The following is a 26,956-nucleotide window of genomic DNA, read 5'->3' as shown; positions in this document are numbered from 1 at the left end:
GACGACGACATTCCTGGTGCGGACACCGGTCCCCGAACACCTACGAGACCCTCTACATCGCTACGCTGGCATCCGCGGCGTAATCCACCACCCGTGTCCATTTGCTGGGGGTAAGGCCCCCCATCAACCGGGTGGTGCGCACACCCTCGATCTCGACGTCGACGAGCGTGCCGTTGTGCCGCGTCTGGGGATGATCGAGCGCTTCTTGCAAGGTGAGCAGCGGTGCGCACAGCAGATCGACCCCGTCGAACAACTCTGCCGCCTCGGCGGTGCTCAACTGTGCGACCAGCGGACGCAGAACCGCGTTGGCGGCCTCTTTGTTCTCTGCCTGGAGCTGTGGTGTGGCGAACGTCGGCTGGACGGACAGATCGTCGATGTCGAGAGCTTTGCATGCCAGACCCAGAGCGTTCTCGCGGAACAGGCCGAGTACCAAGAGCAGACCGTCGGTCGTTTCGAAGATGCCGCTGTACCAGTCGCTGACCCAGTTGGTCTCACGCTGGTACGCCAGCAGTGTGGAGCTTTCGAGAGTCTGCAGGGCCAGTGCTGTATCGAAGAGGTTGACGCTGACCTTCTGGCCGCGGCCGGAGCGCTCGCGTTCGAACAGTGCTGCCAAGATTCCCTGGGCGAGGGCCATACCCGAGGCGTAGTCCACGGTCGGTACCGGATGTACGTATGCCGAGATCGACGGGTCGCCGCACGCGCGTGCCATTCCGCTCAGTGCCTGCGCGAGCATGTCCTGGCCTGCTTTGTGGGCGTATGGCCCGGTCTCGCCGAATCCGGTCGCAGTGCCGTAGACGAGCCGAGGATAGCGCTCGTGCAGATCGTCGTAGGTCAAGCCCAGTCGTTCGACTGCCGCGGTCCGGTAGCTGTGGATGAGAACATCCGCCTCCGCGAGGAGCTGATGGAGAATGTCCTGCCCCTCAGAGGTTTTCAGGTTCAGTGCGATGCTGCGCTTGTTGCGGTTGACCGCGGCGAAGTAGGCACTGGGGCGACCTTCGTCGAGTGACTCGCGATCGAGGCCTCGCAGCATGTCTCCGTTGACACCGCGCTCGACCTTGATCACTTCGGCGCCGAGGTCGCCGAGAACCTGCGCGGCCACGGGCGCCTGCATGATCTCGCCGAGGTCGAGGACCCGGATGCCGCTCAGCGCTTGTTGTTGCTGGGGGTGGTGCACGGTGCGCCTACTTTCCGTATACCGACTTGGCGATGATGAGTCGCTGGATCTGGTTGGTGCCCTCGTAGATCTGGGTGATCTTGGCGTCGCGCATCATCCGCTCGACCGGATAATCACGGACATAGCCGTATCCGCCGTGCAGTTGGAGCGCATCGGTGGTCACCGACATGGCGGTGTCGCTGCACAGCAGCTTCGCCATGGCCGCCTTCGTCCGTCCCGCCGGTTCCCCGTCGTCGATGAGACGGGCTGCGTCGTACAGCAGCGTGCGGGCCGACTCGATCTTGACGGCCATATCGGCGACCATGCCGCGCAGAAGCTGGAAGCGGGAGATGGACTGGCCGAACTGCTCGCGGTCGGTCGTGTACGACACTGCGGCATCGAATGCGCCCTGTGCGATGCCGAGAGCCTGCGCGGCGATGAGTGCCCGGCTGACGTTCAGTTCCTCGGAGATGTACGCGAACCCCTGGTAGGGGTCGTTGACGACCCGGACGGCGGGCAGTCGGCACTCGTCGAAGTTCACGTCGGTCGTGGGGCTGCCGCGCATACCCATCTTCTTTTCGGGAGCGCCGAAACTGACGCCGGCGTCGTCCTTGTGCACCATGAAGATGCCGAGTGACTTCTCGCCGGTCTTCGCCAGCACGGCGTACCAGTCGGCCCACGGCGCATTGCTGATGAACCGCTTCTGACCGTTGAGGATCCAGTCGGACCCATCCTGGGTTGCGGTCGTTGCGATCGCCGACAGGTCCGAGCCCACGCGCGGCTCGGTCATGCACCATGCGGCGCCGGCGGCGCCCGATGCGACGTTCGGTACCACCAGTCGCTTGAGTTCGTCGGAGCCTTGACGGAGCACGGTGGAGGTGCCGGCCCAGTTGACCAGCATGACCAGTGCCGTGCTTGCACAGGACGCTGCGACTTCTTCTACAGCGATGACCTGGGCGAGCAGGTCGGCTCCACTGCCGCCGAGGCTCTCGGGGTAGGCGAGTCCGGGCAGGTCGTTGCTGCGCAGGGCTGCCCAGGATTCCGAGGGGAATCGTTCCTTGTCGTCCACATCGGCGGCGTGCGGTGCGATCTTGGTCTGCGCGAGTTTGCGGACGCTCTCGCGGAATTCGCGATATTCGATACTCATGAATTACTCCTGGTCTGTGTGGGGAAGGTGATGATTCGGAAGTTCGACGGTCACAGTGGGGGCCAGCTCAGACCCGTCACGGACGAGGGGATACCGGCTGCGGCCGCCCGGTGGGCGAGGTCTTCGGCGACACCGGCACGGCGCAGCACTTCCTCGGTCTTGACGTGGGTGTCGGTGGCGCGCCGTGTCGGGCCGTCGGAGAACACCGGGACCACGGGGACCGAATCCAGTGCGAAGTCCGGGTCCCGGGCGACGATCTGATCGAAGGTGGCCAGTTCGTGCGGTTCGAGTACCGGTGTCACGCAGGCATCGACATCGGCGAACACTGTGGTCCACTCCGCCATCGTCTTCGTCTCGAATGCTGTGGTCAGTGACTTTTCGATGTGGTCCCAGATGGACTCGTCGAAATGGTTCGGAACGGCACCGAGGTCGAGGGTGGTCCACAACCGCTCGAAGAAGGCGGTCTCGAGTGCCCCGACTGCGACGTAGCGATCATCGGAGCAGCGGTAGCACCGATAGAACGGCATCGATCCGGTCAGTACGCCGTGTCCACGTCCGGGCAGCGTCGGCGTCTGCCAATCGACGAAGTTCATTCCCATCATCGACAGCACGCCGTCGACCATGGCGGCATCGATGTACCGGCCTTTGCCTGTACGCGTGCGGTCGTAGAGGGCGGACATGATGCCGAATGCCGACAGCAATCCGCCGCCTGCGAAGTCGGCGACCAGGTTCAGCGGCAGTGTCGGCGGGTGATCCGAGGGGCCGAAGGTCCCGAGGGCACCGGCGATGGCCAGGTAGTTGATGTCGTGCCCGGCGCGCTGCGCCATGGGCCCGTTCTGGCCGTAGCCCGTCACGCTGCAGTAGACGAGTCCGGGATTGAGGGCCGACAGTTCCGCGTAGCCGGCGCCCAGCTTGTCTGCCACTCCGGGGCGGAATCCTTCCATGAAGACGTCGGCTTCCGAAACGAGGGTGTGCAGGGCGTCGAGGCCGTCGGCGGTCTTGAGATCGAGCGAGATGAATTCCTTGCCTCGCGACAGCGCGGGCACCGGAAGCCCGGAACGACCACCACCGATTGCGATCACTTCTGCGCCGAGGTCCGCGAGCAGCATGCTCGCGTACGGTCCGGGCGCCAGACGTGTCATATCCAGTACCCGAACCCCCGCGAGTGGTCCTGTCGTTGCGGTCATCGTCGTCCTCCAAAGTCATCCGGTATCTCGTGTGATGCCCATCCTGGAGGCGGTGACTGCACTCACACCATCTCCATGTGGAGATGTCGCATCACATCGGTTCTCCCGCACACTGAGATCCACACACTCAGCACGGAATGCTCCGAATTCGACAGGACAGCAATGGAAACCACTGCGACAGACACTCTTCTCGACACCTCCGCGCAGGATTACGAGCGGATTCTCGACGCCGCCGAGGCCGCCGCGGTGCCTCTTGCTCGTACGGACCTGCACGAGCGAGCGCACCTTCTGCGGTCGGTGGCCGATGCGCTCGACGCCACAGCGTCGGAACTGGTACCGCTGGCGGCCGCCGACAGTTCACTGCCCGAGCCGCGCCTGCGCGGCGAAGTCACGCGGACGACGACGCAGCTGCGGATGTTCGCCGAGGTCGTCGAGGAGGGCTCCTGGCTGGAAGCGATCATCGACACGGCCGATCCGGATGCGCACCCTGCTCCGCGTCCCGACCTGCGCCGGATGCTCGTGCCCACCGGACCTGTCGCAGTGTTCGGTGCGAGCAACTTTCCGTTCGCATTCGGACTCGGCGGCGGAGACACTGCTTCGGCATTGGCTGCCGGCTGCCCCGTCGTGGCCAAAGCCCACCCTGCTCAGCCGCGATTGACCGCCGCTTATGCGCGGGCGATCGACGAGGGACTGCGGGCGTGCGGCGCCCCGGACGGCACCTTCGGGGTTGTGCAGGGCGCCGAGATCGGACGTCAGCTCGTCCAGGATCGGCGTATCACCGCCGTCGGGTTCACCGGCTCGACATCGGGTGGCCGTGCGCTGGCCGATCTGGCAGCCGGTCGCCCGGATCCCATCCCGTTCTACGGTGAGCTCGGCAGCACCAATCCGGTGTTCGTGACACCTGCGGCCGCCGAGGACCGGTCGGGCAAGATCGCCGGTGAGTTCCTCGAATCGTTGCTGCTCGGCGCGGGGCAGTTCTGCACCAAGCCGGGGCTGCTGTTCGTTCCCGAGCAGAGTTCGATCGAGTGGCTCGTTCGAACCGCGGTCGCCGATGATTCGTTCCGTCTGCTGCACGCAGGGATCCGGCAGTCGTTTCTCGAGGTGTCCCTGCAGATCCTCGACCATCCCGAGGTCCGGCCTGTGGCAGTGCCCGAGCAGAGTGGTCTGGACGAACTGTCGGTGCGGCCGGTCATCGGCGTGACCGACGCTCGGGCACTGCGTCGAAACCCTCAGGACCTGCTCGAAGAATGCTTCGGTCCGTTCGGGCTGATCGTGACCTACGCATCGATCGAGGAGCTGTACGCGGCGATGGCTGTCCTGCCGGGCACGTTGACAGCGACCGTCCACGGAACCGATGACGATCCCGATGCTGCGGGACTGCTCGGTGCGCTTGCGCGCCGTGCGGGGCGCGTCATCTGGAATGGATGGCCCACCGGTGTGGCCGTGGGTTGGGCTCAGCACCACGGTGGTCCCTACCCGGCCACCAACTCGGTACACACCTCCGTCGGAGCGACCGCGATTCGGCGATTCCTGCGTCCGGTCGCCTACCAGTCGGTGCCCGAAGCGAACCTGCCGTCCGCTCTCGTCGATGCGAACCCGTGGGGTATCCCCCGCCGAGTGAACGGCCGGCTGTCGTAGGGCCACCGGTGCTCGCGATGTCGCCTCGGTTCGGACTGGGTGCGCAGAGGACTACGTCTGTTGCGTGGCTTCGGACCGGGTTTGTATGTGGCGTTGTGTCACACGACCTTCCGGACCGGCGCGGGTAGTCACGCCCAGGTGTGCTGCACAACCAACGACACGGCGGTCTCCGGAGGGAGGCCGCCGTGTCGTTGGTTGTGGGTCTCAGGAGGTGGTGGTGTCGGGAGTGACCGGTTCTGTGTCGGCGACGGTGGTCTTTCCGCCGTTCTCGTCGACGAAGTACAGGATCACTGCGCCGATCATCGGTCCGACGGCGAGGGCCGCGAACGCTGCCAGGAACGAGCCGGTGGCGGAGAAGACCGCGCCGATGGCGAGGGGGACGAGGGTGCTGGCGATCTGCCAGAAGGCGTTGGATGCGCCGGCGGCTGTGCCGGTGACGTCGCTCGAGACCAGGCGGGGGATCATCGCGACGATCAGGGGCAGGTATCCGTAACCGACCAGGCCGAGGATGGGTGCTGCGATGAGGAGCGCAGGGACGTTGTCCAGCGTTCCGAAGAAGATCAGGATGATGGAGAACAGCGCGAGAATGACGATCGCGGGCTTTCGGGCGCTGCCTATCCGGTCGCCGAGTATTCCGGTGAGGGGTTTACTGACGACCGCCACGCCCGCGAAGATCGCCACGATGAACCCGGCGGTGGTGCCGGAAACGCCGTGTCCCTTGATGAGCAGGGCGTTGGACCAGGTGACGAATCCGTATGTGCCCCAGAACCCGCCGAATCCGGCGAGGGAGAGCAGCATGAGATCGCGGTTGGTGGTCAGGGTCTTCCAGGCGGAGGGGCGCTTGCCGTCGCCCGCGGTAGCGATCGTGTTGGTGACCGGTCCCGGCCGGATGATCACGTAACAGATGACGGCCGTGACGATCGAGATGGCACCGAAAAGGTGGTAGGAGGCGTGCCAGCTGTAGTGGTTGATCATCCACGGGACGGCGGTGTTGGCGATGACGGTGCCGAGCGAGGTCGCGGAGGTGAACAGTCCCATGACCTTGCCGAGTTCCTTGGGCTGGAACCAGCTTGCCAGGAGCTTGACGCCTGCGGCGTAATCCGCACCGGCGAAGAAGCCGACGACTGCTTGCACGCCGATGCCGATGACCGCGGAGGTGGTCGATCCGAAGATCATCATGAACACGCCTGCGCCGGCGAGTGAGACGGTGACCACCTCGCGGCCACCGAACCGGTCGGAGAGCACCCCGGTGAGGGCGTTGGAGCAGACGTAGCCGATGTAGTACGCGGTGGCGAACACGCCGAGGCTGGCCAGTGGTACGCCGAGGTCCTCGCCGACGAACACCGATGCCGGGCCCCAGGTGGAGCGATCGACGGAGGTCATGGTGAAGGCGAGCCAGCAGAGCACGAGCACGACCCACCGATATCGGTTGCGTGCCTGTTGATCAGGTGATGTGGAAATCGTCTGCACGAGGGGTTTCCTGTCTGGTCTCGGCGCGATAAGGGGGTCTCGGGTTGTGTTGCTGCTACCCGGGTTCTCGGGGGAGAGGATCGCTGCCGTCGGTCGAATAGCGTTGATGCAGTCGAGGTGTGGAAGGGGCTGTGAACGTCACGAGGGGGTATGTCGCGGAAAGTTCAGGGTGGGTCACCTTCGACCGGTCGAGCGCTGCACCTGTTTTATCAAGGTGATCGCGTTCACACAATGTTTGCGTCCGTTTGTGGAGCAATTGCGCGCTATTCGGACGGATCTTGCCCATCGGTCCGGTCCGGGAGGCCATCGGCCGGATCGTGTGATCGCCGCTCGATCCGTCGATCACGCGGCGCGCAGGGCGCTGTCCCGATGACGACCGCGATCACCGGACAGGGCCTCACATCGTTGCGAGCTCCTCGCGGATCTGCTCGGCCGCAGTGCGCAGAGCGGTGAGGATCGATCCCCGCATGTGATCGAGTGATACCCGCGAGGACTGAGCGGAGACGTTGAGAGCGGCGACTGCGTAGCCTTCGGCGTCGCGAACGGGCACGGCGATCGACCGCACTCCCTCGGTGAGTTCCTCGTCCGCCAGCGACCATCCCTCGTTGCGTGCGGCGAGGATCTTCTCGCGTAGTTCGTCGGTGTCGATCGTGGTGGCCGCGGTGTAACTGTGGGTGTCCACGCTAGCCAGATAGGCGTCGAGTTCGGCATCGGTGCGGTCGGCCAGGAGTACACGACCGGTGGCGACGGCGTAGGCCGGCAGACTCGTCCCGACCACGATTTCGACCGTGAGGACCCGGTCGGCCTGGACCCGGTCGACATAGAAGATCCTGTCGTGATGCAGCACGGTGAGCGAGGCCGTCTCCTGCGTCTGCTCGGCCAGGCGTTCGAGGTGGGGCCGGACGATCTCGGGAAGTCCGCTGCTCAGGACGTAGGCGTCGCCGATCTCGAGTATCGCGGGGCGGGCGGTGTAGGCGGTGCCGTCGTAGGACAGATAACCCATGTACTCGAGTGTCAGCACGAAGCGCCGGGCCGCGGTGCGGGTGATACCGGCGAGGGTCGCGACTTCGGTGACCGACAGGGGGCGACGTTCTCGCCCGAACAGTTTGAGTACCTCGAGCCCCCGGCCGAGAGCTTGAACGTGATCGCGGTTCTGCTCCGGGGTCGTCGTGGTTGCTTCGTTCTCGCTCACAGGCTCAACCTATCTACTTCGTGTGATGCTGCCGATCGAGTGGGGGCGTGAGAAGTGCGGATCCCCCAGAGGCCGAGCGCGACGCATACTGCGTACAGCGCTGCCGCCGCAGACCAGCCGGTCGCGAATCCGCCGGTGTGATCGGTCAGCAGGCCCATCAGAGCGGGCCCGCCGGCGAATCCGAGATACATCCCGACTGCGATGGCGCTCGAGGCGCGGCCTACGGTGCTGGTCCGAACCACGCGGAGCGCACCGGCCATCAACACCACATTGGCTGCGAGGGCGGTCGCACCGTGCACGCCGACGCCGATCCACAGGAGGGCAAGCCATCCCCAGAGTTCGGCACCGAGCAGGGCGAGTGCGCCGAGCAGGGAGCCCGATGCGAGGACCAGCAGCAGGGTGAAGGGGCCGGTTCTTCCGGAAAGCGCGCGGCCCCAGCCGATTCGCGCGGTGACACCGATCAGGCCGGCGATCGCGGCGGTCAGCCCGGCCACGGTCAGGTTCAATCCCATTTCGTCGTGCGCGAACAACGGAAGATAGACGTTGGTGGCCTGAAGGGCGGCGCCGGAGAACAAGGCGTAGGCGGCGAACAGCCAGACGGCCGGAGGCAGGGTGCGGCGCTCGGTGCGGTCGGAGGAGGGTGCGGCACGCTCGGGGGCGCTCGCCGACCGTTGGGAACGGTTCCGGGACGGTGCGCAACGCCAGGCCCAGAGGGCCGAGATGCCCGCGATGGCCGCGCCGACCCATAGTGGGCCTCGCCATCCCCAGGCAAGTGCCAGGGTGGGGCATCCGACTCCGGCGGCGAGTTGGCTGACCTGCACCCCGGACTGCTTCACTCCGATCCAGGGAGAGCGTTTGGCCGGTGGGGCATTATCGCTGATCACGCGGTTGGTGACGGGATTCGACAGGGCCTGTGCAGCCCCGGACAAGACCATGGCTGCCAGTAGCCACAGGTAGTTCGTCGACAGCGCCGCGATGACGAACGAGAGTGCGGCGCCCGCGAAGATCGTGACGAGCAGTGCGCGAGCGGGGAAGCGGTCGCTGAATCGCCCGAAGGACAGGGACAGGGCAGCCGCCGCCAGGAAGCTGAGCGTGGCGAGCATTCCGAACTGCGCCGCGGTGATGCCGAGCGAGTCGATGACCAGCGCGCTCGTCGCGCTCAGGCCGTAGGTCAGCAGTGGGCCGATCGCCATGGCTGCCGTCAGCAACGGCAGTAGTGCTCGGGAATTGCGGTTGTTCACTACAGGCACTCCATCGACAGTTCTATCGCTGCGCGACGGTGCGCACGATCTCAGCGCAAAGCGTCCGCATAGCGTTCAAGAAACCTATCTTCGGACGCAAGTGTCGCACGTCCTCGGGTGTGGCACCTACCTCGCCGCGTCCCCGACTCTCGTGGGCCATCGAAGCGTGGCGAGATGTGACGGGAGGCCGCGGAGCACGCCGTGGGTGTTCGGCGACGGGTGGACGCGCGCGTCCTCGCGGGATGGGATGCGCTCAGACGTCGATTCCGGCGCGCAGTTCCAGGGAGATTCGACCGGCGGTTTCGAGGAGTGGGGGAAGGTACCGCGGAACCAGGGTGCGCGCGGATTCGTGCGTTTGGTACATCGACACGGTGAGTGCGCCGACGACGCGGCCGGTTCGGGAGCGCAGCGGCACGGCCAACGCTTGCACTCCGACATCGAGAACCTGGTCGGCGAAGGCCCAGCCCTGGCGGCGGATGATGTCCAATTCGCGCTCGAGTCGACTGCGCTCGTCGTGGGCGGGCGCCGGGTGCGGGTCCTGGGGAGCCGAGAAGTCGAGATGTCGGTTCAGTTCGGCTTCGGGAAGTGCGGCCAGCAGCACCCGTCCGGTCGCTGTCTGATGGGCGGGCAATCGGCTGCCCGCCTTCAAGGACACCGACATGCCGGACGCAACCTCCACTCTGCTGACGTACCGGATGTCCGGACCGTCGAGCACTGTGACGGACGCGGAGAGACCCAGGTTTCGCGCAAGTGCCTCGAGGTGTGGCTGGCACACGTCGGCGAGGGTGAACCTCGACAGGTTGGCATAGCCCAGCTCGAGTACCTGCGGTGTCAGGGTGAACTTGCGGCCGGAGACCTCGACGAATCCGAGTTCGACGAGGGTGTGCAGGAATCGGCGCGCCGCCGAGCGGGGGAGTCGGCACCGCTCTGCCACCTCGGTCAGTGTGAGGTGGCGATGCTCGCGGTCGAAGGTGGTCAGCACTGCGATGGCGCGTTCGAGTGATTGGACCGCGTCCTTCGGGCGGGCCGGCCGCACGGGGGTCGACGTCGGCATGGCGTCCACCGCGCTATTGGCTCGCGTCATCTGTTCCCTCTCCGGTGCCCTCACTGAGTGGGCTTCTTCGATCCCACGACCGCGAGTGTAGTGGAGTCCGATGTGCGCGCATATGCGCGTTCTTTTCGGACCTTCCACGGCGGCGTGCGCACCTTCGCCGGTGGTGATCCATCGCGTGTCTCGGCGACAGAAACAGCGAGTACCAGGGGTCTTAGGGTGAAAAGTAAGGCCGCCCATGGTTGACGGTGCGAAGCGACGTGTGCCACAGTGCTCCCACCGATCAATTTCCGCGCACGTGCGCGCTATTCGGACGCAATCAGTCGTTGAAGGTCGAAAGGACTGCCATGCTGACGCAAGACCAGAACACTCTGCTGGTTCAGACGGGCCCCGATACGCCCATGGGCCGGCTTTTCCGCCGGTACTGGATCCCGGCGTTGCTGGCGGAGGAGTTGCCGGAGCCGGACTGCGCCCCGGTCCGGGTCAAGCTGCTCGGCGAGCAACTGATCGCATTCCGCGACACCCAGGGCAGGCTCGGACTGCTCGACGAGTTCTGCAGTCACCGCACCGCCTCGCTGTACTTCGGCCGCAACGAGGACTGCGGCCTGCGCTGCGCATACCACGGCTGGAAGTACGACGTCGAGGGCAACTGCGTCGACATGCCGTCCGAACCGGAGGACTCGAAGTTCAAGTCCCGGATCAAGCAGAAGGCATACCCGTGTGTCGAGCGCGGCGGCGTGATCTGGACGTACATGGGTCCGCCCGAGCTCAAGCCCGAACTGCCCGAACTCGAATGGGCCATGCTCGGCGACGGCCACCGATTCGTCTCGAAGCGACTGCAGGAGACGAACTACCTGCAGGCAATGGAGGGCGGCATCGACTCGAGCCACGTCTCGTTCGCCCACCGATTCAACCTCGACGACGACCCGATGCACTCGGGGACCGAGGGCAACAAGTACCTCAAGGCCGACACCCGCCCCAAGTTCGAGGTCGCCGAGAGCGACGGCGGTCTGGTCATCGGTGCTCGCCGCAACGCCAACGACGACGAGTACTACTGGCGGATCACCCAGTGGATCATGCCCTGGTACACCATCATTCCCCCGTTCGGCACCCACAATCCGCTCGGCGGGCACGCCTGGGTGCCCATCGACGACGAGACGTGCTGGGCGTGGAGCATCAACTACCACCCCACCCGGGAGCTGCGCGAGGACGAACTCGCGTCGATGCGCAACGGAGACGGAATCCACGCCAAGTACATCCCCGGGACCTACCGGACGCTGGCGAACAAGGACAACGACTATCTGATGGACCGCGAGGCCCAGAAGCAGAAGAAGACGTTCTCCGGCATCGAGGGCATCGCCGCCCAGGACTTCTCCCTGCAGGAATCGATGGGAGCAATCTGCGATCGCACCAAGGAACGCCTCGGAACTTCCGACGCCGGCATCATCTTGGCCCGCCGCCGACTGCTCGCCGCCCTCGAGGAACTCGAAGCGGAAACCCTGCCCGGTCTGCAGCCCGAACACCAGCGTGTGCGGTCGACCTCGGTCCTGCTGCCGAAGGCAACGCCCTTCCAGGAAGGTGCAGAGGACGCACTCCGCATGGTCGAAGGCGAAGACTTCGTCTCCATCTGACCACTCCGGCAACAAGAAACAAGGAATCCGTCGTGACCAATAGAGCCGACATCGACACCGCATCGACACCCTCGTTAGCCGGCCCGCCGACGATGGTCCGCGCCGCGGTGTCGATGCCCGACACAACCACGACCATCCGCCACCTCGACACCAGCGCAGCCGTCGGTGCCGTGGGCTGGCTCGAAGTCGAATCCTCCGCGGTGTGCGGAACCGATGTCGGTCTCTATCGGGCCGGACTGGACTCGCCCACAGTGCTCGGCCATCACGTCGTCGGGACCGTCGTCTCGGTGGATCGGACCCAGTCCGCCGCATGGGACGTGCGGCCCGGCGACCGGGTCGCGCTGGAGGAGTACCTGCCGTGTATGCAGCAGGACTGCCCGGCGTGCCGCATCGGTGATCACCGCATGTGCCCCCAGACCGATCTGTTCGTAGGAAAGCGGCGAGTAGGTCTGGTCCCGGCGAACGACGGGTCCGGTCTGCACGGCGGCAACGCCGAATACATGCAGCTCAGCGCAAACAGCCTCGTGTACCGCCTACCGGCGGATCTCGATGCGGACCTCGCAGCGTGGACACAGCCCTTCGCCAACGCGCTGGATTGGACGGTCGATGCCGGCGGCGCCGAGGAGGGGTCGACGGTCGTGATCATCGGCCCCGGCTACCACGGTATCTCCGCAGTAGCCGCAGCCCGGGCTGTCGGTGCCGCCCGCATCGTCGTGATCGGGGTACCGGAGTCGGCCGGGCGCCTCGAGATCGCCGAATCGCTCGGTGCGGTGCCGGTGATCAACGACAACGACGACCTTGCCGAACTGATCCTGCGAGCCACCGGCGGTGAGGGAGCCGATGTACTCCTCGACACCGTAGGACTCGGAGGACAGGCCGTGGCCGCCGCCGCCCGTGCGTTGCGCAAGCGGGGCCGGCTGGTCATCGGCGGACTGGGGTCGACGCCGGTCTGCGAACTCGATCTCAAATCTCTGGTGCGCGGCGCCAACACCATCGTCGGTGTCCGAGGCCGCTCTCCTGATGCAGTCACACGCAGCATCGAACTTCTCGCCGGCGGCCGATCCGGATTGGAGATCGTGCCCTCCGTCGACGTCGGCCTCGACGAGGTCGACGACATGTTGGGGCGGATGGCCACCGGACAGGGGCCGGTGAGTCCTCACGTCGTGATCCGTCCACAGTTGCACCGCCCGAACACTCAGAAACGAGGAACGCTGTCATGAGCGAGACGACACCCCGCCGGATGTCCTACGTAGCTCGAATACTGCTGGTGCCCCTGGGGAAGTCCGGTGACGACCTGGTCGAGCAGATGGCTCGGGCGGGGTTGACCGATGTCGACGTCGTCACCGCGCACTCGCCCGCCGAGGCGGCCGTACGCGACATCAACGCCGAGGCCACGGTGGTGCGTCGTATCGACGAGTTGGTCACCGAATCGGACATGGTCATTCTCATCGGTTCGGTACTGCCTCAGGTCCCCATTGGCTTTGCCACCGCCATGGCCGAAGCAGCCCGCGAATCGGGCAACCTGCTCGCCGGTGTCCTGATCGACCAACAGGACTGGGACAGCCCGCAAGGGGCCGAAGCGATGGCAGTACTGCGGATGGAACTCGACATGCTGGTGTCCATCACCCAGGTCTCTCTCGCCACTGCCTTCGTCGACGTTCTCAAAGGGGGATACCGCACCCCGGGTGCTTACGCGCCAGTTCTCTCGACCCCAAGGATCTGACAATGACACAAGAGACCAGCCGCCTCGTGGTCCGGCAACAACGACTCGAATCCGACGGCGTGTTGTCGCTGACCCTCGAGCACCCGGAGGGGGCCGCCCTCGACGAATGGGAGCCCGGAGCACATATCGACCTCGTGCTGCCCTCCGGGACCGTTCGGCAGTACAGCCTGTGTGGTGACCCCGAGGACAAGACTGCCTACCGGATCGCCGTTCTCAAAGAAGAGCAAGGACGCGGTGGGTCGAAGGAAATCCACGACAGTGTCCGGGTGGGGGACCTCCTCGCGGTGCGGGGACCCCGCAACCACTTCGCCCTCGAGCCTGCACCTCACTACCTCCTGATCGCCGGAGGAATCGGAATCACTCCCATTCTTTCGATGGCACGGAAACTGTCACGGGAGAACGCCAGCTGGTCCGCGCTCTACGGCGGCCGCAGCCGCGCCACGATGGCATTCGTGGAAGAGATTTGCGGACTCGGCGAAGTAGACGTCTGTCCTGCAGACGAATTCGGAAACCTCGACCTGGCAGGCGCCGTGGCCGACGTTCCGGCCGGCACCGCCGTGTACTGCTGTGGCCCCGAAGGTCTACTGCAGGCGGTGAAATCGGTGTGTGGTCCGGCGCTCGGTGACGAAGCAATTCATTTCGAGCGGTTCGGTGCCCCTGTCGTGGAGGTCGATTCTTCCGAGGCTGCCGACGCATCGGAGGGGCAGTCGCCCACCGAATTCGAGGTCGAACTGCGCCGGACCGGGTGCACGTTGAAGGTGCCTGCAGACCGCACCCTGCTCGAAGTCGTTCTCGAAGCGAACCCGAACATCCTGTACTCCTGCGAGGACGGATTCTGCGGGTCCTGCGAAACCCGCGTGCTCGACGGAGTTCCCGAACATCACGATTCGATCCTCTCTCAGGCAGACCGAGACAAGGGCCAGACGATGATGATCTGTGTCGGACGTTCTCGCACACCCACTCTGGTCCTCGACGCTTGACGTAGCGGGATGCTGCGAGGAGTCGGGTGTCCGCCTTCCCATGTTTTCGGATCACGGGACGGACCACCCGCACTCGCACTATCCATTGCAGGGCCTGCGGTTGCTGCAACCGGGCATGCTCGTTGCCGAAGAACTTCTCGAACCATGCGTCGACGGTGCCGCATCGGCAGGGGCTATCGCGTCCCTCGATTCCGGTATCGGATCTAACTTCCTGGACGACGCGATCGGTGAGACTTCCAGCGCCTTTCTTCCGGCCGCGAACACACCTCGGCGGCCCTGACGAGCGCTCGTCCATTCTTCGGGCGGGGTGGAAGCTGCGGCGACCGGATGGTCGCTGCAGCGATGATCGATCGAATCGTTCCACCAGCCGATGTGCTGACCCCGCGGGCGCCGACTACCGCGTGCGGAGCGGAATCGTCGACCGTGCACTCGGATTCCGTACCAATCACCGCGGCGAGATCGGCTATCCCCGCGAGTGCCTCGTTGCCCTCGCAGGACTGTCAGGCCGGACGTCGATGACGTCCGGCCTGCCGGTCCTGGAGACCGGTCGCCAGCGCCGAAGCGCCGATAGTGCGACCAGCTGTCCGTGCACGTGGGCACTGTTGTTCGCGGGTAGAAGTTCTCATACTTGTCGACCTCGCACCCTTTGAGGGCCCTGCGAACCGCCCTCGCGCATGTCTTCTTGAGGTGTTCAGGACCGCATCAAGACCTGATTCCATGGATCGGTCGTCGCCTCCTTGATGTCGGTGTTCTTCCGGAGGCACGCCTGCAGGGTGCAGCGATCGTTTCGCGCACGGATGTCGCGCCTGGGTGCACCCTTCGAGGGATCTCACAGAAGCCGGCCGAGCCTTTCGGCGTACTCGTTCAGTACGGGCACGGCCGCTTTCTGGAGGTCGTGGAGGGTGGTTCTGGCAGTGGATGCACTGACACTCATGGCCGCCACGGTTTCACCGCGGGCGGTTCGGACCGGTACGGCTATCGACAGCATGCCGCGTTCGATTTCTTCGTCGGTATACGCCATGCCGCTCTCCCTTGCTGCCAGAATCCGTTCCCTGACGGCATCGATATCGGTCAGCGTCTGGGGTGTGCGTGTCTGGAGGTTGCACTGTCGGAGATAGTCGTCCAGTTGTGTATCGGTCAGTCCTGCCAGCAGTACTCGACCGGTTGCCGAGTTGTGGGCGGGCAGTTTGGCGCCGACACGGACTCCGGTCGACACGATCCGGGTGGCCTCGGCGCGGGCGACGAACAGGGCCCATCCGTCTTCGAGAACAGCGAGCGATACCGATTCGTCCAACGCATCGCGAGCCTCGGTCAATTGCGGCTGGGCGAGTTGCGGGAGCGGCGCGGTGTCCAGATAGGCGCCGCTGAGACGGAGCATTCTGGGTGTCGGGCGGAAGTTTCCGTTGTCGTGGGTCAGGTAGCCGAGCTCGACGAGGGTGAGCAGGCAGCGCCGTGCCGCGGCGCGAGAGGTGTTGGTCCGCTGTGCGGCATCGGTGACGGTCAGTTGTGGGTGGCGGATGTCGAAGGCTTCGATGACCGCCAGACCCTTCGCCAATCCGGCCATTCCTTCGGGGGCGCGGGAAGAACTCTTGACACTTTCTTGGGCGTCCTGCTTAATTGTTCGAGAATTGCTCATCTGTTCGTTATACGAACAAGCGCGGGGTGTGTCAAGCCCAAGCGAGCGAGTTCTCTGATGTCCCGACTGGTTGTCCAGACTGAGGAGAAATAATGGAAAGCAGCGTTGTCGACACAGGCCGCGATACCCCGGTGGAGTGGACCGACGACCTCACCCGAGTGCCGTATCGGGTGTTCCAGGACCAGGATGTCTACGCCGCCGAGCAGACCAAGCTGTTCCAGGGGCCGTATTGGAGCTACCTGTGCCTCGAGGCAGAGGTGGCCGACCCGGGAGACTACTGCTCGACCTTCGTCGGCGAGACGCCGGTGATCGTGGCACGTGATCGCGACGGGGAGCTCTACGGATTCGAGAACCGCTGTGCCCACCGCGGTGCCCTCCTGGCACTGGACGACCGCGGAAACACGAAGGACTTCACCTGCGTCTACCACGCCTGGAGCTACAACCTGCAGGGCGATCTGACCGGCGTCGCCTTCAAAGACGGAATCAAAGGCAAAGGGGGAATGCCTGATTCGTTCTGCATGGAGGATCACGGCCCGCGCAAGATGCGCATCGCCGTCCTCCACGGCCTGGTCTTCGGAAGCTTTTCCGATGACGTGCCGGACATCGAAGAGTATCTCGGCGAAGAGATCACGAGCCGGATCGCCCGGGTCCTCAGTGGCCGTACGCCCGAGATCATCGGACGCTTCACGCAGGTGCTTCCCAACAACTGGAAGCTGTACGTAGAGAACGTCAAGGACTCCTACCACGCCAGCATCCTGCACCTGTTCTTCACCACCTTCGAACTCAACCGCCTGTCGCAGCGCGGCGGGATCATCGTCGACGAGAGCGGCGGCCACCACGTCAGTTACTCGGCGATCGACCGAGACGCCGAGAAGGACGTCGCCTACGCCGACCAGAACATCCGATCCGAAAGCGCCTACAAACTGGCCGATCCGTCGCTGCTCGAGGGGTTCAGCGAGGTCGGCGACGATACGACGCTGCAGATCCTCTCCGTCTTCCCGGGTTTCGTGCTGCAACAGATCCAGAACTCCGTGGCCGTGCGCCAGATCCTGCCGACCGGAGTCGAGCAAACCCGCTTGAACTGGACATATCTCGGATTCGAAGAAGACACGCCCGAGCAGCGAGAGATCCGTCTCAAGCAGTCCAACCTGGTGGGCCCCGCAGGTTACATCTCGATGGAGGACGGCTGCGTCGGAGGTTTCGTGCAACGCGGAATCGCAGGTGCAGCAAGCGAGTCTGCAGTGCTCGAAATGGGAGGAAGTCTGGCCGAATCCAGCGAGAGCCGTGTCACCGAAGCATCGGTACGCGGCTTCTGGAAGGCATACCGGACCGCGATGAACCGACAGGAAGAGGCATGAGCATGAACGACTTCCAGCGAATCGGCCGTGTGCAGGCCGACTACTCCCGTTGCATCGACGAGGGCCCGCTCGAGCGTTGGCCGGACTTTTTCGTCGAGGACTGCATGTACCGGATCACCACCGCGCAGAACTACAGCGAGGGCCTGCCCGCAGGACTGGTATGGGCCAACACTCGCCGCATGCTCGTCGACCGCGTATCGGCACTGCGCGAAGCCAACATCTACGAGCGACACACCTACCGTCATATCCTGGGCCAGCCCCTGGTGCTGGACGAGAACGGCGACGGTATCCATGCCGAAACCAGCTTCCTGGTGGTGCGGGTGATGCGTGACGGCCAATCCGACATCTTCACCAGCGGGCGATATGTCGACCGGTACGTGGAGGTCGACGGTCAGTTGAAGATTGCCGAACGGGTCGTGGTGTGCGACAGCACCAACATCGATACCTTGCTGGCGCTCCCACTATGAACGGGTCCCCGCCCCGGGTCCTGCTCACAATCGGCGACCCGAACGGAATCGGCCCCGAAATCGCGGTGAAAGCCGTCGTGGCAGCACAGGAACATCCCGCATTCAATCCGGTCCTGGTGGGCGATCGACATGTCATCGAATCGCTCGCCCACCAGGGCGGCATGACGCTCCGCGAGACGGTCGACGGCCACCGCGCACCCCTCGCCGGTGTGGTCGACATCCTCCCCGTCGACTCGTTGCCCCCCGGAGCGTTCGCTCCGGGCCGGGTGAGCGCAGAAGCCGGGACGGCGACCGTGGCGTACCTCGAACGCGCGGTGCGCTGCCTGCAGGGCGGTGGAGCCCGCGGCATCGTCGCGTGCCCGCACTCGGAAACCGCGATCAACGCCGCCGGTATCTCTTTCAACGGATATCCAGGCATGCTGGCCGAACTCGTCGGCGCGCGACGGGACGAGGTTTTCCTGATGCTCGTCGGTGCCGGCCTGCGCATCGTGCACGCCACCTTGCACGAATCATTGAAAGATGCGCTCGGGCGCCTCACACCGGAGCTGGTGTACAGGGCAGCGCACGCTGTGGTGCAGACCCTTCAGGACCAGGGCATCGCGTCCCCGCGTATCGGCGTGTTCGGTATCAATCCGCATGCCGGAGAAGGCGGCCTGTTCGGCGACGACGATCTGCGGGTGACAGCGCCTGCGGTCGAGCGGCTGCGCGCCGCAGGGATCGACGCCTGCGGACCGGTCGGAGCCGACCTCATGCTCGGCGATACCAGCTTCGACGCGTTCGTCGCCATGTACCACGACCAGGGCCATATTCCCGTCAAACTCCTCGCCGGACGCACCGCAGCCGCGATGACGATCGGCGCCGGCGTGCGGTTCTCCAGTGTCGGGCACGGCGCCGGGTTCGACATCGCCGGCAAGGGAACAGCCGATGCGGACGCCGTTGTCGCGGCGGTGCGGCTGGTCGGCGCCACCGCCGGCGCCTCATCACACGTAACCGCAGGAGTCACGTCATGACCTACCAGGTAACCGTCACGGGATCGGACATCAATTTTCCGTGCGAGCCCGACGAGAGTGTGCTCGACGCGGCGGAACGCGCGGGATACGCGATCCCGTACTCGTGCCGCAAAGGCGTGTGTTCGAGTTGTGAAGGTGCGCTCGATGCCGGCAGCCTCGCGGTGCGCGGCCGGGGAACGGCGCAAGGCCCCGAAAACGGAGTGCTGTTCTGTCAGGCGCAGCCCACCACGGACGTCGACATCACACCGAAGCGGATCACCGAACGAGACAAGGTGGTACGTAAGCAACTCACCGCGAAGGTCCACCGAATCACTCGCCCGACACCCGATGTCGCGGTCGTGCAGCTGCGTCTGCCCACCGGAGTGCGTGCGAAGTTCGCCGCGGGTCAGTACCTCAAGGTTTTTCTCGACGACGGGGACAGCCGCAACTATTCGATGGCGAATCCGCCGCACGAGAACGACGGAGTGCAACTGCACATTCGTCACGTGCAGGGGGGACGATTCTCCGAGGAGGTGCTTCGCACGCTCGAGAAGGGAAGCAAACTGAGAATCGAGCTGCCCTACGGCGAGTTCTCGTTGAACCCCGACTCGGACAGGCCCGTCATCTTCGTCGCCAGCGGCACCGGCTTCGCCCCGGTGAAGTCGATCGTCGAGGACCACCTCAAACGCGGGGGAGAGCGGTCGTTGCATCTCTACTGGGGTGCACGACGGCAAGAGGACATCTACCTGCCCGAGTTGCCCGAGAAGTGGCCCTCGGTTTCGGATCGGGTTTGCTTCACTCCGGTCCTGTCGCATCCCGCCGAGGACTGGACCGGTCGCACCGGTCTCGTTCATCGAGCCGTGCTCGAGGATTATGCAGACCTCAGCGGCCACGAGGTCTATGCATGCGGAAGTCCCGCAATGACCTCGGCGGCACGCGAGGATTTCGTCCACGAGGCCGGTTTGGCACCGGACAACTTCTACTGCGACGCCTTCGTACCGTCGGGCGATCTTGTTGTCACCGCGTGATCCGCTACCACCACCACATCCGGGAATCCCGGTACCAGACACTGTGAGGCACTCATGTCCATCGCACCATCGCGCGTGACACTGCCGGATTTCATCGATTCGCGGCCGGTGAGTCGATACCAGTACATCGTGATCGGCCTGTGTGGGTTGGTCATGTTCATCGACGGCTTCGACACCCAGAGCATCAGCTACATGGCGCCCCACATCGCCGAGGAGTGGGGTCTGTCGAAACAAGTGCTCGGGCCCATCTTCTCTGCCGCTCTCGCCGGTCTGATGGTCGGCTATCTGGCGCTCTCGCCGCTGTCCGAGCGGTTCGGTCACCGCCGGATGATTATTGCGAGCACAGTCCTCTTCGCGCTCGGCACGTTGGCCGCGGCCTGGTCGCAGAACGTCACCGAGCTGATGGCGTTGCGTTTCATCACCGGAATGGGACTCGGTGCTGCTGCGCCCAGTGCCATCGCGCTGACGGGCGAATACAGCCCCAAGCGTCTTCGAGCGACCTTCGTCCTGGCGATCTACTGCGGTTTCTCCCTCGGTTTCGTCGCGGCAGGGTTGGTCTCCGGTTGGCTGATCCCGATCTTCGGCTGGCGCTCGGTGCTCGTCGTCGGCGCAGTAGCACCGCTTCTGCTGCTCCCGGCATTGCTGCGCTTTCTGCCGGACTCGCTCACCTTGATGATCAACAAAGGTGCCGAACCCAAGCGGGTCAGGTCGATCCTGCGCAGGATCGATCCCGGTCTCGCCGCCGGCTCCGACTTCACCTACGAGGCAGAGAAGCAGCCTGACGAACAGCGCACTGCACTGAGGAACCTGTTCACCCGTGACCGGGTGTTGGGCACGCTGCTGCTGTGGTTGGTCTTCGTCATCAATCTCGGTGAGTTCTACGCACTGCAGAGCTGGCTACCGTCGATCATGACGAGCCTGGACTACGACATGGGTACGGTGGTCACCGCTACGACCCTGACGACTGTCGGCGGCATCGCTGCGGCGTTTGTCACCGGGCCGTGTATGGACCGACTCGGTGCGTATCTCACCCTCGGAACGGTGTACATCGTCGGATTCGCGTTCGTCGCATTGACCGGTCTTGCTTTGAGTGCGCCGTTGTGGGTCCTGCTGACTGCCAACTTCTTTGCGGGTGTGTGTATCAGCGGCGGACAGAAGAGCTTGATCGCCTTGTCTGCGGTGTTCTATCCGACATCGATGCGTTCGACCGGTGTCGGTTGGGCATTGGGTGTGGGCCGCATCGGTGGAATTGTCGGGCCGATCGTGGTCGGAGCGGCTCTCGGGATGGGGTGGTCCGCCAGTGCAGTGTTCTATGCGATGTCGATTCCCATGCTCGTGGCCGGCGTGGCGGTACTGCTCCTGGGTCGATGGGTCCGGAGCGACAAACACCCCGACCGTGCGGTGGCGGAAAGTCAGTCGCTGGCGCACAAGTAGTACGAGTCGGCGACATGCCGAGGAGTCGGAGCCGGGGCTGCTCCGCGAACGGATGTCCGCGTACCCGCTTGCGGGTCGGTCCGGGTAGAGCCGTCTCTGTCGGTGTTCGGTGAGTGCTGCCGTTATGCGTCTCCACGGCATGGGCCGTCCTTCGGTTCGCTTTTCGTCAGGTCGACGAACCGAAGGGCGGCCCGTGCCCAGGGTTGTTGATGGAGATCGCGAATCGCGGAAGCTCGCGAGTTCGTCGGGTGACAGCCGACGTCGCGCTGCACGGCAATGTGCGTGCGACTGCATGGAGTTTGCGGGGGTACCGAGCGGGTACGCGAAGACGGTGTCGGCGAACGAGCATCTGCAAGGATCGCGTTCCGGTGCCGGCGGTGAGCAGGTCTCGGTGTTGTTGATCGCGGATCCGGGCGAGCCGGCGGCACTGGCCGAACGCATTGCGGAGTACCTGCCGGAACGCCTGCGCAGCTCTGCTCGCGTCGAGCGCCGGTGGACGGTGTGTGTGCGCAACGAACCGTATCTTCCCGACGAGCAAGCGGAGTTCGCGGAGGTCATCGACACGGTCGATCCGTCTTCGGAACACGAAGACATCGTCGTCTACCTCACCGATCTGCCGCGCCGCGATGACACCCTGCCTGTGGTGGCCGACGTCAGCGCCGACCACAAATTCGCGCTCGTCTCGGTCGCGGGAGTGGGTGGTTTCGGCATCGAGCGTCGCGTTCGCACGGTCACCGAACTTGCGATCACCCACATACTCGGTGAGCCGGAACTCACGCCCGGGGCCGCGCGGCAGTTTCCGTCTACGCAGATCGAGGACGGCATCCGGTATTTTGCGCCTTCGGGACTGCGGCGACTGCGGTTGTTGTCGGGGATGGTGCGTGCCAACCGGCCGTGGCGGCTGGTGACCGGACTGTCGAAGGTTCTCGTCGGCGCGTTCGCCACGGGGGCGATCGCCTTGGCCACCAATACGATCTGGTTGTTCGCCGACACGATGGGACCGTGGCGTATGAGTGCGGTGACGGTCCTGTCGATCATGGCGATGATTCTCTGGCTGATCCTCGACCATGAACTGTGGGAGCGTCCGAAATCACCGGAGGAGCGTGACCGTTCGGTGCTGTACAATACCGCGACCGTGGTGACCTTGACCGTTGGTGTCGTCGTGCTGCACGTGGCTCTGTTTTGTCTGCTGTTGGCTACTGCGAGTTTGACTCTTCCCCCGGAACTGTTGTCCCGTGTTCTCGGGCACGGGGTGAGCTTCTCCGACTATCTGACGCTCACCTGGTTGCTGACGTCCATTGCGACCATTGGGGGGCGCTCGGGTCGGGGCTCGAGGACGACGCCGCCGTCCGAGAGACGGCATACGGGGTCCGTCAACGGCAACGCATGGAGAAGATGAGCGAGGCGTCGAACGAGACGGGGTAGGTGTCCTCGGGGCATCCGGTGGCGGGAACGTCAAAGACGGATCAGTGGAGATGGTTGTGGTCAGGTTTCGCACCTTGACCGGGGTTCGGTGAGACGGGGCCATTGTGACAAGAACGCGGTCTCGACGTCGTAGGTGAGAGCCGGCCTGTGGTGGGGTGATCGGTGACCGAGTTGTCGTGATTCGTCTGAGCCAGCCAATGCTTTCGTCGGTTTTCGGGTGGTGTCCGTGCAAGGGGGCCTTGTCGGTGACCTGGTCGGCGCTCATTATGGGCAACTGGGCAAAGAGATGATCTGTGCGTCAGGCTCCCGAAGTGTCTGGGCATTCGGGAGCAGGGCGCTCATGAGAAGGGGGCCGAAATCGGCAGTCGCGGACAAGGCGATGCGGTGCCGCGATGCCGACGTGTCCGGTGATGCGTCCTCGTCGAAGGTCACGAGCGTGCGGCCACGATGCTCACCGTCGGTTTCTACCGAAATCGTGCATGAGGGGGACTCGTTCAAGCTGACCGAACCGAGGGCAATCGCTGCGGCAAGGGGGTCGTGCAACAGGCATTTGGAGTGGTCGAACTCCGGGTGTCGGTCGAGATAGTAGGCGAGCATCGTTGCAGCGAGTTGGACTGCCGGATCGGTGGATGCGGTCTGCAGCAGGTCCACGTCGGCTCGGGAAAGACTGTGATTATTCGTGATGTCGAGCGGTACCAGCGTGAGATTCCGCCAGGGGGCAGAGAACACTTGCGATGCGGCGACGGGGTCGGCGAAGATGTTGGCCTCGGCGTGGGGGGAGACATTGCCGGGAACGAGGTGAGCGCCGCCCATGATGGTGATGGCACCGACAGTTTCTGGGAGGGTTTCGTCGATCGCCAGTGCGACCGCGATGTTCGTCAGTGGGCCGAGAGCGATGATGTGAAGCCGGGACCCGATCTCGTGAGCCGTTGCGACCAGCCGTTCTGCGGCGGCCATATGGTCCGTGGGCGTTTGGGACGGAGGTAAGTCCAGGCCGGCGAACCCGTTGGGTCCGTGGATCCATTGAGCACCTCCCCAAAACTCCCCGGTCATCGGTTCCTGTCTTCCTACTGCGACCGGGATATCGGGGCGGCCGGTCAGCGCGAGCCAGCGACGCGCGTTCTCTGCGGCCTGGTCCACGGCGACATTGCCGGCAACTGCTCCGATGCCACGCAGATCGGCATGGCATTTGATGAGGTATATCAACGCCAGTGCATCATCGATTCCCGGATCACAATCGACGTAGAAGACGGGGTCCCCACTGATTGAATTTTCTCCCATAGAAACGATTCTATCTTGAAAGCTGTTGTCGTTCTCTGTGACACGGTGACCCTCGGGCCGGGCCGGGTCGCCGAGGACGATGCCGTCCCAGGGGCGATACGGGGTCCCGCGGCGGCAACGCATGAAAGAACGAGACGAGCCAGGTGTCGAAGGACGCGGGCTCGTGGCTCTCGGCGACTCCGGCGCAGGAGCATCGAAGGGGAAGACCGGTGAGATAGCGGGGTCAGGTCTCGCACGCTGAGCAATGGGTTCGGTAAGAAGACACCAGTGATCGGAATGCTGATTCGAGGGGCCAGGAGAAGTCAGCCTGTCGTGCGGTGGGCACCTTCGGTGATCGAGTTGTGAGGCCGGGTGGACCATGCTCCGGGCACGGTGTGGAGCGAGGCCACAGCGCGTGCTGTGTCGATGAAATCCTGTACGGGTTTGGACGCGACATCCGTGCGCCAGGCGATGGACAGCGCCGTGGGCGGGATGTCGGTCACCGGCACGAATGCCAGGCTCGGTCTGCTGTAGAAGCGTTGCGTCGAGGCTTGTGAGAATGCCACGCCGCGCTCGGCGAGGATCGCTTCGAAGCATTCGTCGACGGTGGCGACGTCTGCGCCGACCCGCACCGGTTCGCCTTGGCGCGATTCTGTGGCCAGCCAGTAGTTTCGCCAGTTCTCGGGGGCTTTGCGTGCGACGAAGAACTCGTTGGTGACCTGTTCGACGCTCACCTCGGGCAACTGGGCGAGCGGATGATTCGCGGACACGACCATCACCCGGGGTTCGACGAACAGGGCTTCCATGCCCAGCCAGTCCTGCATCAACAGCGGGGGCCGGACGAAGGCGACATCGGAGGATCCGTCGGCCAACCCGACATACGGGTCGGAGAAATCGTAGGAATGCATCTGCACCTGGATGCCCGGATGCAGCGACTGGAACGTACTGAGAATGTGCGGTGTGAGCTCGGCAGCTGCGTTGCCTTGGAAGCCGATGACCAACTTGCGGGTACTGACGCCGTGGGCGGCTTCGCGGGTGAGGTTGACGGCTCGTTCGGCGTTCGCCAGCAACCGGCGGCTTTCGTCGAGCAGGATCTGGCCGGCAGGGGTCAGTTCGACATGCCTGCTGCTGCGCAGCAGCAGCACCGCGCCGAGGTTCTGCTCGAGTTTGCGGATCTGCACGCTCAATGAGGGCTGAGCGATGTGCAGACGGGCGGCTGCGCGCCCGAAGTGCAACTCTTCCGCAACTGCCACAAAATAGGACAGAAGTCGCAGGTCGAGCTGGGGTTGCATGTTTCCGAAGATAGCCAACACCACCCCGGGAGACCAGTAGTCATTGCCTATCGATCCGGGCCGGATAGGTATTGGACGCACCCGGCGGACACGAGGTGTGATGGCTGTCATGGCCGGCACGGCATCCGGGAGGCCAGCACTTTCCGGATTCGGGTCGGCATACCGGAGCGAGTGCTCGCACTCGGCCTCGCTGTCTCCCTCATCGAAGGAATCCCACATGACCGTCACTACGCGTGCCCTCGACACGGCCGACTGGGCTGCCTCGTTCACCGAGGCGAACAACACCGACCTCGAGATCCAGGCACACGGCAAGTACTTCACCTGCTCGTACCTGCTCGACATGACCGACCACACGTTCGTCATCCAGATGAGCCGCGGCAACGTGGTGGACATCGCGATCGACCCCGGTCCGCTGGATGTGCCGTACCAGTTCGCGCTGCGTGCCAGCGCCGAGACCTGGCGCAACTTCGGCGTCCCGGTGCCCGCCCCGATGTACCACGGCATCTGGGCCGCGAGCTTCCAGCGCGACATGAAGCTCGAAGGCGACATCCTGGTGTTGATGCAGAACCTGCGGTGCATCACCCGCCAGATCGAACTCCTGCGCACCGTCGGCGTCCCGGTCTGATCCTCCCACCCCCTTTGAGCCGTAAGGAACACTGATGAGCAAGATTTCCCCGGTCACCGGCCACTACGTCGACGTCGACGTCGACGGACTGCTGTATAAGGTCTTCTACCTCGAGAACGGCACCGGCCAGCCGCTGGTGTGCCAGCACACCGCCGGCTGCCACAACCACCAGTGGCGCGGTCTGCTCGAAGACGAGGAGATCACCGCCAACTACCGTGTCATCGCCTACGACCTGCCGCGGCACGGCAAGTCCGATCCGCCGGAGAACACCGAATGGTGGACCGAGGAGTACCAGCTTTCCGCGGACCACTTCGCCAATTTCATCGTGGCGTTGTGCGACGCGCTCGAACTGGAGAACCCGATCTTCATGGGATCCTCGTTCGGTGGGAACATCGCCCTGCAGCTTGCGCTTCGGCACCCTGACCGCTTCGCCGGCGTCATCCCTGTCGAGGGTGCGGACTATTCGCCGGGCTTCTACCTCGACTGGTGGCAGCACCCCCACGCCAACGCGGCACAGGTCTGCGCGAGCGGCGTGTGGGACCTGATGGCACCTCAGTCGCCGGAGGCGGATCGCTGGAAGACCTGGTTCTACTACAGCCAGGGTTCCGAGTCCTTCCGCGGTGACCTGCACTTCTACTCGGTCGATCACGACCTGCGCGGAAAGCTCGCGGACATCGACGGTGACCGGTGCCCGGTTGTGATGCTGACCGGTGACTACGACTACCTCACCACCCCCGAGGACAGCGCCCGGACCGCGGCGCAGATCCCGAACGCCGAGTTCATCGAGATGAAGGAGATCGGCCACTTCCCGATGAGCGAAAACCACACTGTCTTCCGTGGATACCTCATCCGGGCACTCGAAACCCTCCAGGACAAGGCACGCAAGTCCATCACCACCAGCTAGTACCCGCTCGCCCGCTCGGGTGTGGCCACCGAATGCGCGTGGCTACACCCGAGCGACCTGCATCGGCCTCGGCTCCCGGTTCGGGTGCCGACTGGTCGGGCGTGGCGATGAACCTTCACACACTC

General features: G+C 64.5%; 22 protein-coding genes and 1 pseudogene. 13 read left to right on the top strand and 10 right to left on the bottom strand.

Annotation, left to right across the window (positions count from 1 at the left end; genetic code table 11):
- Positions 1-52: 52 nt before the first annotated feature.
- The 3 genes from K3M35_RS22885 to K3M35_RS22875 are packed head-to-tail and all read right to left on the bottom strand — an operon-like array spanning position 53 to position 3,487.
- Entirely contained in the window at positions 53-1,174 is a 1,122-nt protein-coding gene (locus K3M35_RS22885) for a CoA transferase (protein ID WP_308257109.1), read from the bottom strand.
- Positions 1,175-1,181: 7 nt separating this feature from the next.
- A complete protein-coding gene (locus K3M35_RS22880; protein WP_064060769.1) occupies positions 1,182-2,300 on the bottom strand; it encodes an acyl-CoA dehydrogenase family protein in 1,119 nt (372 codons plus the stop codon).
- A gap of 50 nt (positions 2,301-2,350) precedes the next feature.
- Positions 2,351-3,487 (bottom strand): CaiB/BaiF CoA-transferase family protein, encoded by a 1,137-nt coding sequence (locus K3M35_RS22875; RefSeq protein ID WP_220667003.1) that lies wholly within the window; start codon positions 3,485-3,487, stop codon positions 2,351-2,353.
- 162 nt (positions 3,488-3,649) lie between these two features.
- On the opposite strand from K3M35_RS22875, the gene K3M35_RS22870 reads away from it, so the two are divergent.
- Positions 3,650-5,125, top strand: a complete 1,476-nt coding sequence (locus K3M35_RS22870) for an aldehyde dehydrogenase (NADP(+)) (protein WP_220667002.1) — start codon at positions 3,650-3,652, stop codon at positions 5,123-5,125.
- Positions 5,126-5,329: 204 nt separating this feature from the next.
- On the opposite strand, the gene K3M35_RS22865 is transcribed toward K3M35_RS22870, so the two are convergent.
- The 4 genes from K3M35_RS22865 to K3M35_RS22850 form a co-directional block, all read right to left on the bottom strand.
- Positions 5,330-6,595 carry an MFS transporter gene (locus tag K3M35_RS22865; protein WP_228044743.1) on the bottom strand — a complete coding sequence of 422 codons (1,266 nt, stop codon included), beginning with the start codon at positions 6,593-6,595 and terminating at the stop codon, positions 5,330-5,332.
- 397 nt (positions 6,596-6,992) lie between these two features.
- Positions 6,993-7,787 (bottom strand): IclR family transcriptional regulator C-terminal domain-containing protein, encoded by a 795-nt coding sequence (locus tag K3M35_RS22860; protein ID WP_039584294.1) that lies wholly within the window; start codon positions 7,785-7,787, stop codon positions 6,993-6,995.
- The gene (locus K3M35_RS22855) at positions 7,784-9,028 is read right to left on the bottom strand and encodes a nitrate/nitrite transporter (RefSeq protein WP_039584292.1); all 1,245 of its coding nucleotides are present in this window, start codon (positions 9,026-9,028) and stop codon (positions 7,784-7,786) included. Before K3M35_RS22855 ends, K3M35_RS22860 begins: the two co-directional genes overlap by 4 nt.
- A 253-nt stretch (positions 9,029-9,281) precedes the next feature.
- Complete coding sequence (locus K3M35_RS22850) at positions 9,282-10,112, bottom strand: IclR family transcriptional regulator C-terminal domain-containing protein (RefSeq protein ID WP_248846222.1); 831 nt, start codon at positions 10,110-10,112, stop codon at positions 9,282-9,284.
- A gap of 314 nt (positions 10,113-10,426) precedes the next feature.
- On the opposite strand from K3M35_RS22850, the gene K3M35_RS22845 reads away from it, so the two are divergent.
- Genes K3M35_RS22845 through K3M35_RS22830 form a run of 4 tightly spaced genes read left to right on the top strand, consistent with a single transcriptional unit; the run spans position 10,427 to position 14,413 of the window.
- Entirely contained in the window at positions 10,427-11,710 is a 1,284-nt protein-coding gene (locus tag K3M35_RS22845; protein ID WP_006552202.1) for an aromatic ring-hydroxylating dioxygenase subunit alpha, read from the top strand.
- A 32-nt stretch (positions 11,711-11,742) separates the two neighbouring features.
- Complete coding sequence (locus K3M35_RS22840) at positions 11,743-12,930, top strand: zinc-binding dehydrogenase (protein ID WP_064060770.1); 1,188 nt, start codon at positions 11,743-11,745, stop codon at positions 12,928-12,930.
- Positions 12,927-13,433: a hypothetical protein gene (locus tag K3M35_RS22835; RefSeq protein WP_064060771.1), complete on the top strand. Its 507-nt coding sequence runs from the start codon at positions 12,927-12,929 to the stop codon at positions 13,431-13,433. Before K3M35_RS22840 ends, K3M35_RS22835 begins: the two co-directional genes overlap by 4 nt.
- Positions 13,434-13,435: 2 nt before the next feature.
- Positions 13,436-14,413: a PDR/VanB family oxidoreductase gene (locus tag K3M35_RS22830; protein WP_039584285.1), complete on the top strand. Its 978-nt coding sequence runs from the start codon at positions 13,436-13,438 to the stop codon at positions 14,411-14,413.
- Between the two features lie 829 nt (positions 14,414-15,242).
- On the opposite strand, the gene K3M35_RS22825 is transcribed toward K3M35_RS22830, so the two are convergent.
- Positions 15,243-16,049 (bottom strand): IclR family transcriptional regulator C-terminal domain-containing protein, encoded by an 807-nt coding sequence (locus K3M35_RS22825; RefSeq protein ID WP_174556300.1) that lies wholly within the window; start codon positions 16,047-16,049, stop codon positions 15,243-15,245.
- Positions 16,050-16,141: 92 nt separating this feature from the next.
- Between K3M35_RS22825 and K3M35_RS22820 the strand changes: the two genes are divergently transcribed.
- The 6 genes and pseudogenes from K3M35_RS22820 to K3M35_RS22795 all read left to right on the top strand — a co-directional run bounded on the left by K3M35_RS22820 (position 16,142) and on the right by K3M35_RS22795 (position 22,750).
- The gene (locus tag K3M35_RS22820) at positions 16,142-17,407 is read left to right on the top strand and encodes an aromatic ring-hydroxylating dioxygenase subunit alpha (protein ID WP_039584283.1); all 1,266 of its coding nucleotides are present in this window, start codon (positions 16,142-16,144) and stop codon (positions 17,405-17,407) included.
- Complete coding sequence (locus tag K3M35_RS22815) at positions 17,404-17,874, top strand: aromatic-ring-hydroxylating dioxygenase subunit beta (RefSeq protein WP_006552196.1); 471 nt, start codon at positions 17,404-17,406, stop codon at positions 17,872-17,874. The genes K3M35_RS22820 and K3M35_RS22815 overlap by 4 nt, the downstream gene beginning before the upstream one ends.
- Positions 17,875-17,951: 77 nt before the next feature.
- Positions 17,952-18,884, top strand: coding sequence for a PdxA family protein (locus tag K3M35_RS22810; protein WP_235367005.1), 933 nt, complete (start codon positions 17,952-17,954; stop codon positions 18,882-18,884).
- A complete protein-coding gene (locus K3M35_RS22805; RefSeq protein WP_039584281.1) occupies positions 18,881-19,891 on the top strand; it encodes a 2Fe-2S iron-sulfur cluster-binding protein in 1,011 nt (336 codons plus the stop codon). Before K3M35_RS22810 ends, K3M35_RS22805 begins: the two co-directional genes overlap by 4 nt.
- Positions 19,892-19,945: 54 nt before the next feature.
- Positions 19,946-21,325 (top strand): MFS transporter, encoded by a 1,380-nt coding sequence (locus tag K3M35_RS22800; protein WP_039584280.1) that lies wholly within the window; start codon positions 19,946-19,948, stop codon positions 21,323-21,325.
- A 331-nt stretch (positions 21,326-21,656) separates the two neighbouring features.
- Positions 21,657-22,750: pseudogene (locus tag K3M35_RS22795) on the top strand (hypothetical protein).
- A gap of 264 nt (positions 22,751-23,014) precedes the next feature.
- Here the strand turns inward: K3M35_RS22795 and K3M35_RS22790 are convergent.
- Positions 23,015-24,031, bottom strand: a complete 1,017-nt coding sequence (locus tag K3M35_RS22790; protein WP_072740543.1) for a nucleoside hydrolase — start codon at positions 24,029-24,031, stop codon at positions 23,015-23,017.
- A gap of 302 nt (positions 24,032-24,333) precedes the next feature.
- The gene (locus tag K3M35_RS22785) at positions 24,334-25,521 is read right to left on the bottom strand and encodes a LysR family transcriptional regulator (protein ID WP_269324910.1); all 1,188 of its coding nucleotides are present in this window, start codon (positions 25,519-25,521) and stop codon (positions 24,334-24,336) included.
- On the opposite strand from K3M35_RS22785, the gene K3M35_RS22780 reads away from it, so the two are divergent.
- Both K3M35_RS22780 and K3M35_RS22775 read left to right on the top strand, forming a co-directional pair.
- Positions 25,520-25,927 (top strand): hypothetical protein, encoded by a 408-nt coding sequence (locus tag K3M35_RS22780; RefSeq protein ID WP_039584279.1) that lies wholly within the window; start codon positions 25,520-25,522, stop codon positions 25,925-25,927. The two genes, K3M35_RS22785 and K3M35_RS22780, sit on opposite strands and share 2 nt — an antisense overlap.
- A gap of 34 nt (positions 25,928-25,961) precedes the next feature.
- Positions 25,962-26,831, top strand: a complete 870-nt coding sequence (locus K3M35_RS22775) for an alpha/beta fold hydrolase (protein WP_019288297.1) — start codon at positions 25,962-25,964, stop codon at positions 26,829-26,831.
- Positions 26,832-26,956: the final 125 nt, after the last annotated feature.

It is taken from the genome of Rhodococcus sp. DMU2021 (genome assembly GCF_019641445.1).
Taxonomy (GTDB): domain Bacteria; phylum Actinomycetota; class Actinomycetes; order Mycobacteriales; family Mycobacteriaceae; genus Rhodococcus; species Rhodococcus pyridinivorans.
This window is presented reverse-complemented; position numbering and strand designations above follow the sequence as displayed.

Excerpts from the sequence above, each read along its gene's own strand:
- K3M35_RS22835 (WP_064060771.1), top strand. The coding sequence starts at position 12,927 with ATGAGCGAGACGACACCCCGCCGGATGTCCTACGTAGCTCGAATACTG.
- K3M35_RS22850 (WP_248846222.1), bottom strand. The coding sequence starts at position 10,112 with ATGACGCGAGCCAATAGCGCGGTGGACGCCATGCCGACGTCGACCCCC.
- K3M35_RS22780 (WP_039584279.1), top strand. The coding sequence starts at position 25,520 with ATGACCGTCACTACGCGTGCCCTCGACACGGCCGACTGGGCTGCCTCG.
- K3M35_RS22800 (WP_039584280.1), top strand. The coding sequence starts at position 19,946 with ATGTCCATCGCACCATCGCGCGTGACACTGCCGGATTTCATCGATTCG.
- K3M35_RS22825 (WP_174556300.1), bottom strand. The coding sequence starts at position 16,049 with ATGAGCAATTCTCGAACAATTAAGCAGGACGCCCAAGAAAGTGTCAAG.
- K3M35_RS22875 (WP_220667003.1), bottom strand. The coding sequence starts at position 3,487 with ATGACCGCAACGACAGGACCACTCGCGGGGGTTCGGGTACTGGATATG.
- K3M35_RS22870 (WP_220667002.1), top strand. The coding sequence starts at position 3,650 with ATGGAAACCACTGCGACAGACACTCTTCTCGACACCTCCGCGCAGGAT.
- K3M35_RS22785 (WP_269324910.1), bottom strand. The coding sequence starts at position 25,521 with ATGTGGGATTCCTTCGATGAGGGAGACAGCGAGGCCGAGTGCGAGCAC.
- K3M35_RS22775 (WP_019288297.1), top strand. The coding sequence starts at position 25,962 with ATGAGCAAGATTTCCCCGGTCACCGGCCACTACGTCGACGTCGACGTC.
- K3M35_RS22880 (WP_064060769.1), bottom strand. The coding sequence starts at position 2,300 with ATGAGTATCGAATATCGCGAATTCCGCGAGAGCGTCCGCAAACTCGCG.
- K3M35_RS22830 (WP_039584285.1), top strand. The coding sequence starts at position 13,436 with ATGACACAAGAGACCAGCCGCCTCGTGGTCCGGCAACAACGACTCGAA.
- K3M35_RS22815 (WP_006552196.1), top strand. The coding sequence starts at position 17,404 with ATGAGCATGAACGACTTCCAGCGAATCGGCCGTGTGCAGGCCGACTAC.
- K3M35_RS22820 (WP_039584283.1), top strand. The coding sequence starts at position 16,142 with ATGGAAAGCAGCGTTGTCGACACAGGCCGCGATACCCCGGTGGAGTGG.
- K3M35_RS22805 (WP_039584281.1), top strand. The coding sequence starts at position 18,881 with ATGACCTACCAGGTAACCGTCACGGGATCGGACATCAATTTTCCGTGC.
- K3M35_RS22790 (WP_072740543.1), bottom strand. The coding sequence starts at position 24,031 with ATGGGAGAAAATTCAATCAGTGGGGACCCCGTCTTCTACGTCGATTGT.
- K3M35_RS22845 (WP_006552202.1), top strand. The coding sequence starts at position 10,427 with ATGCTGACGCAAGACCAGAACACTCTGCTGGTTCAGACGGGCCCCGAT.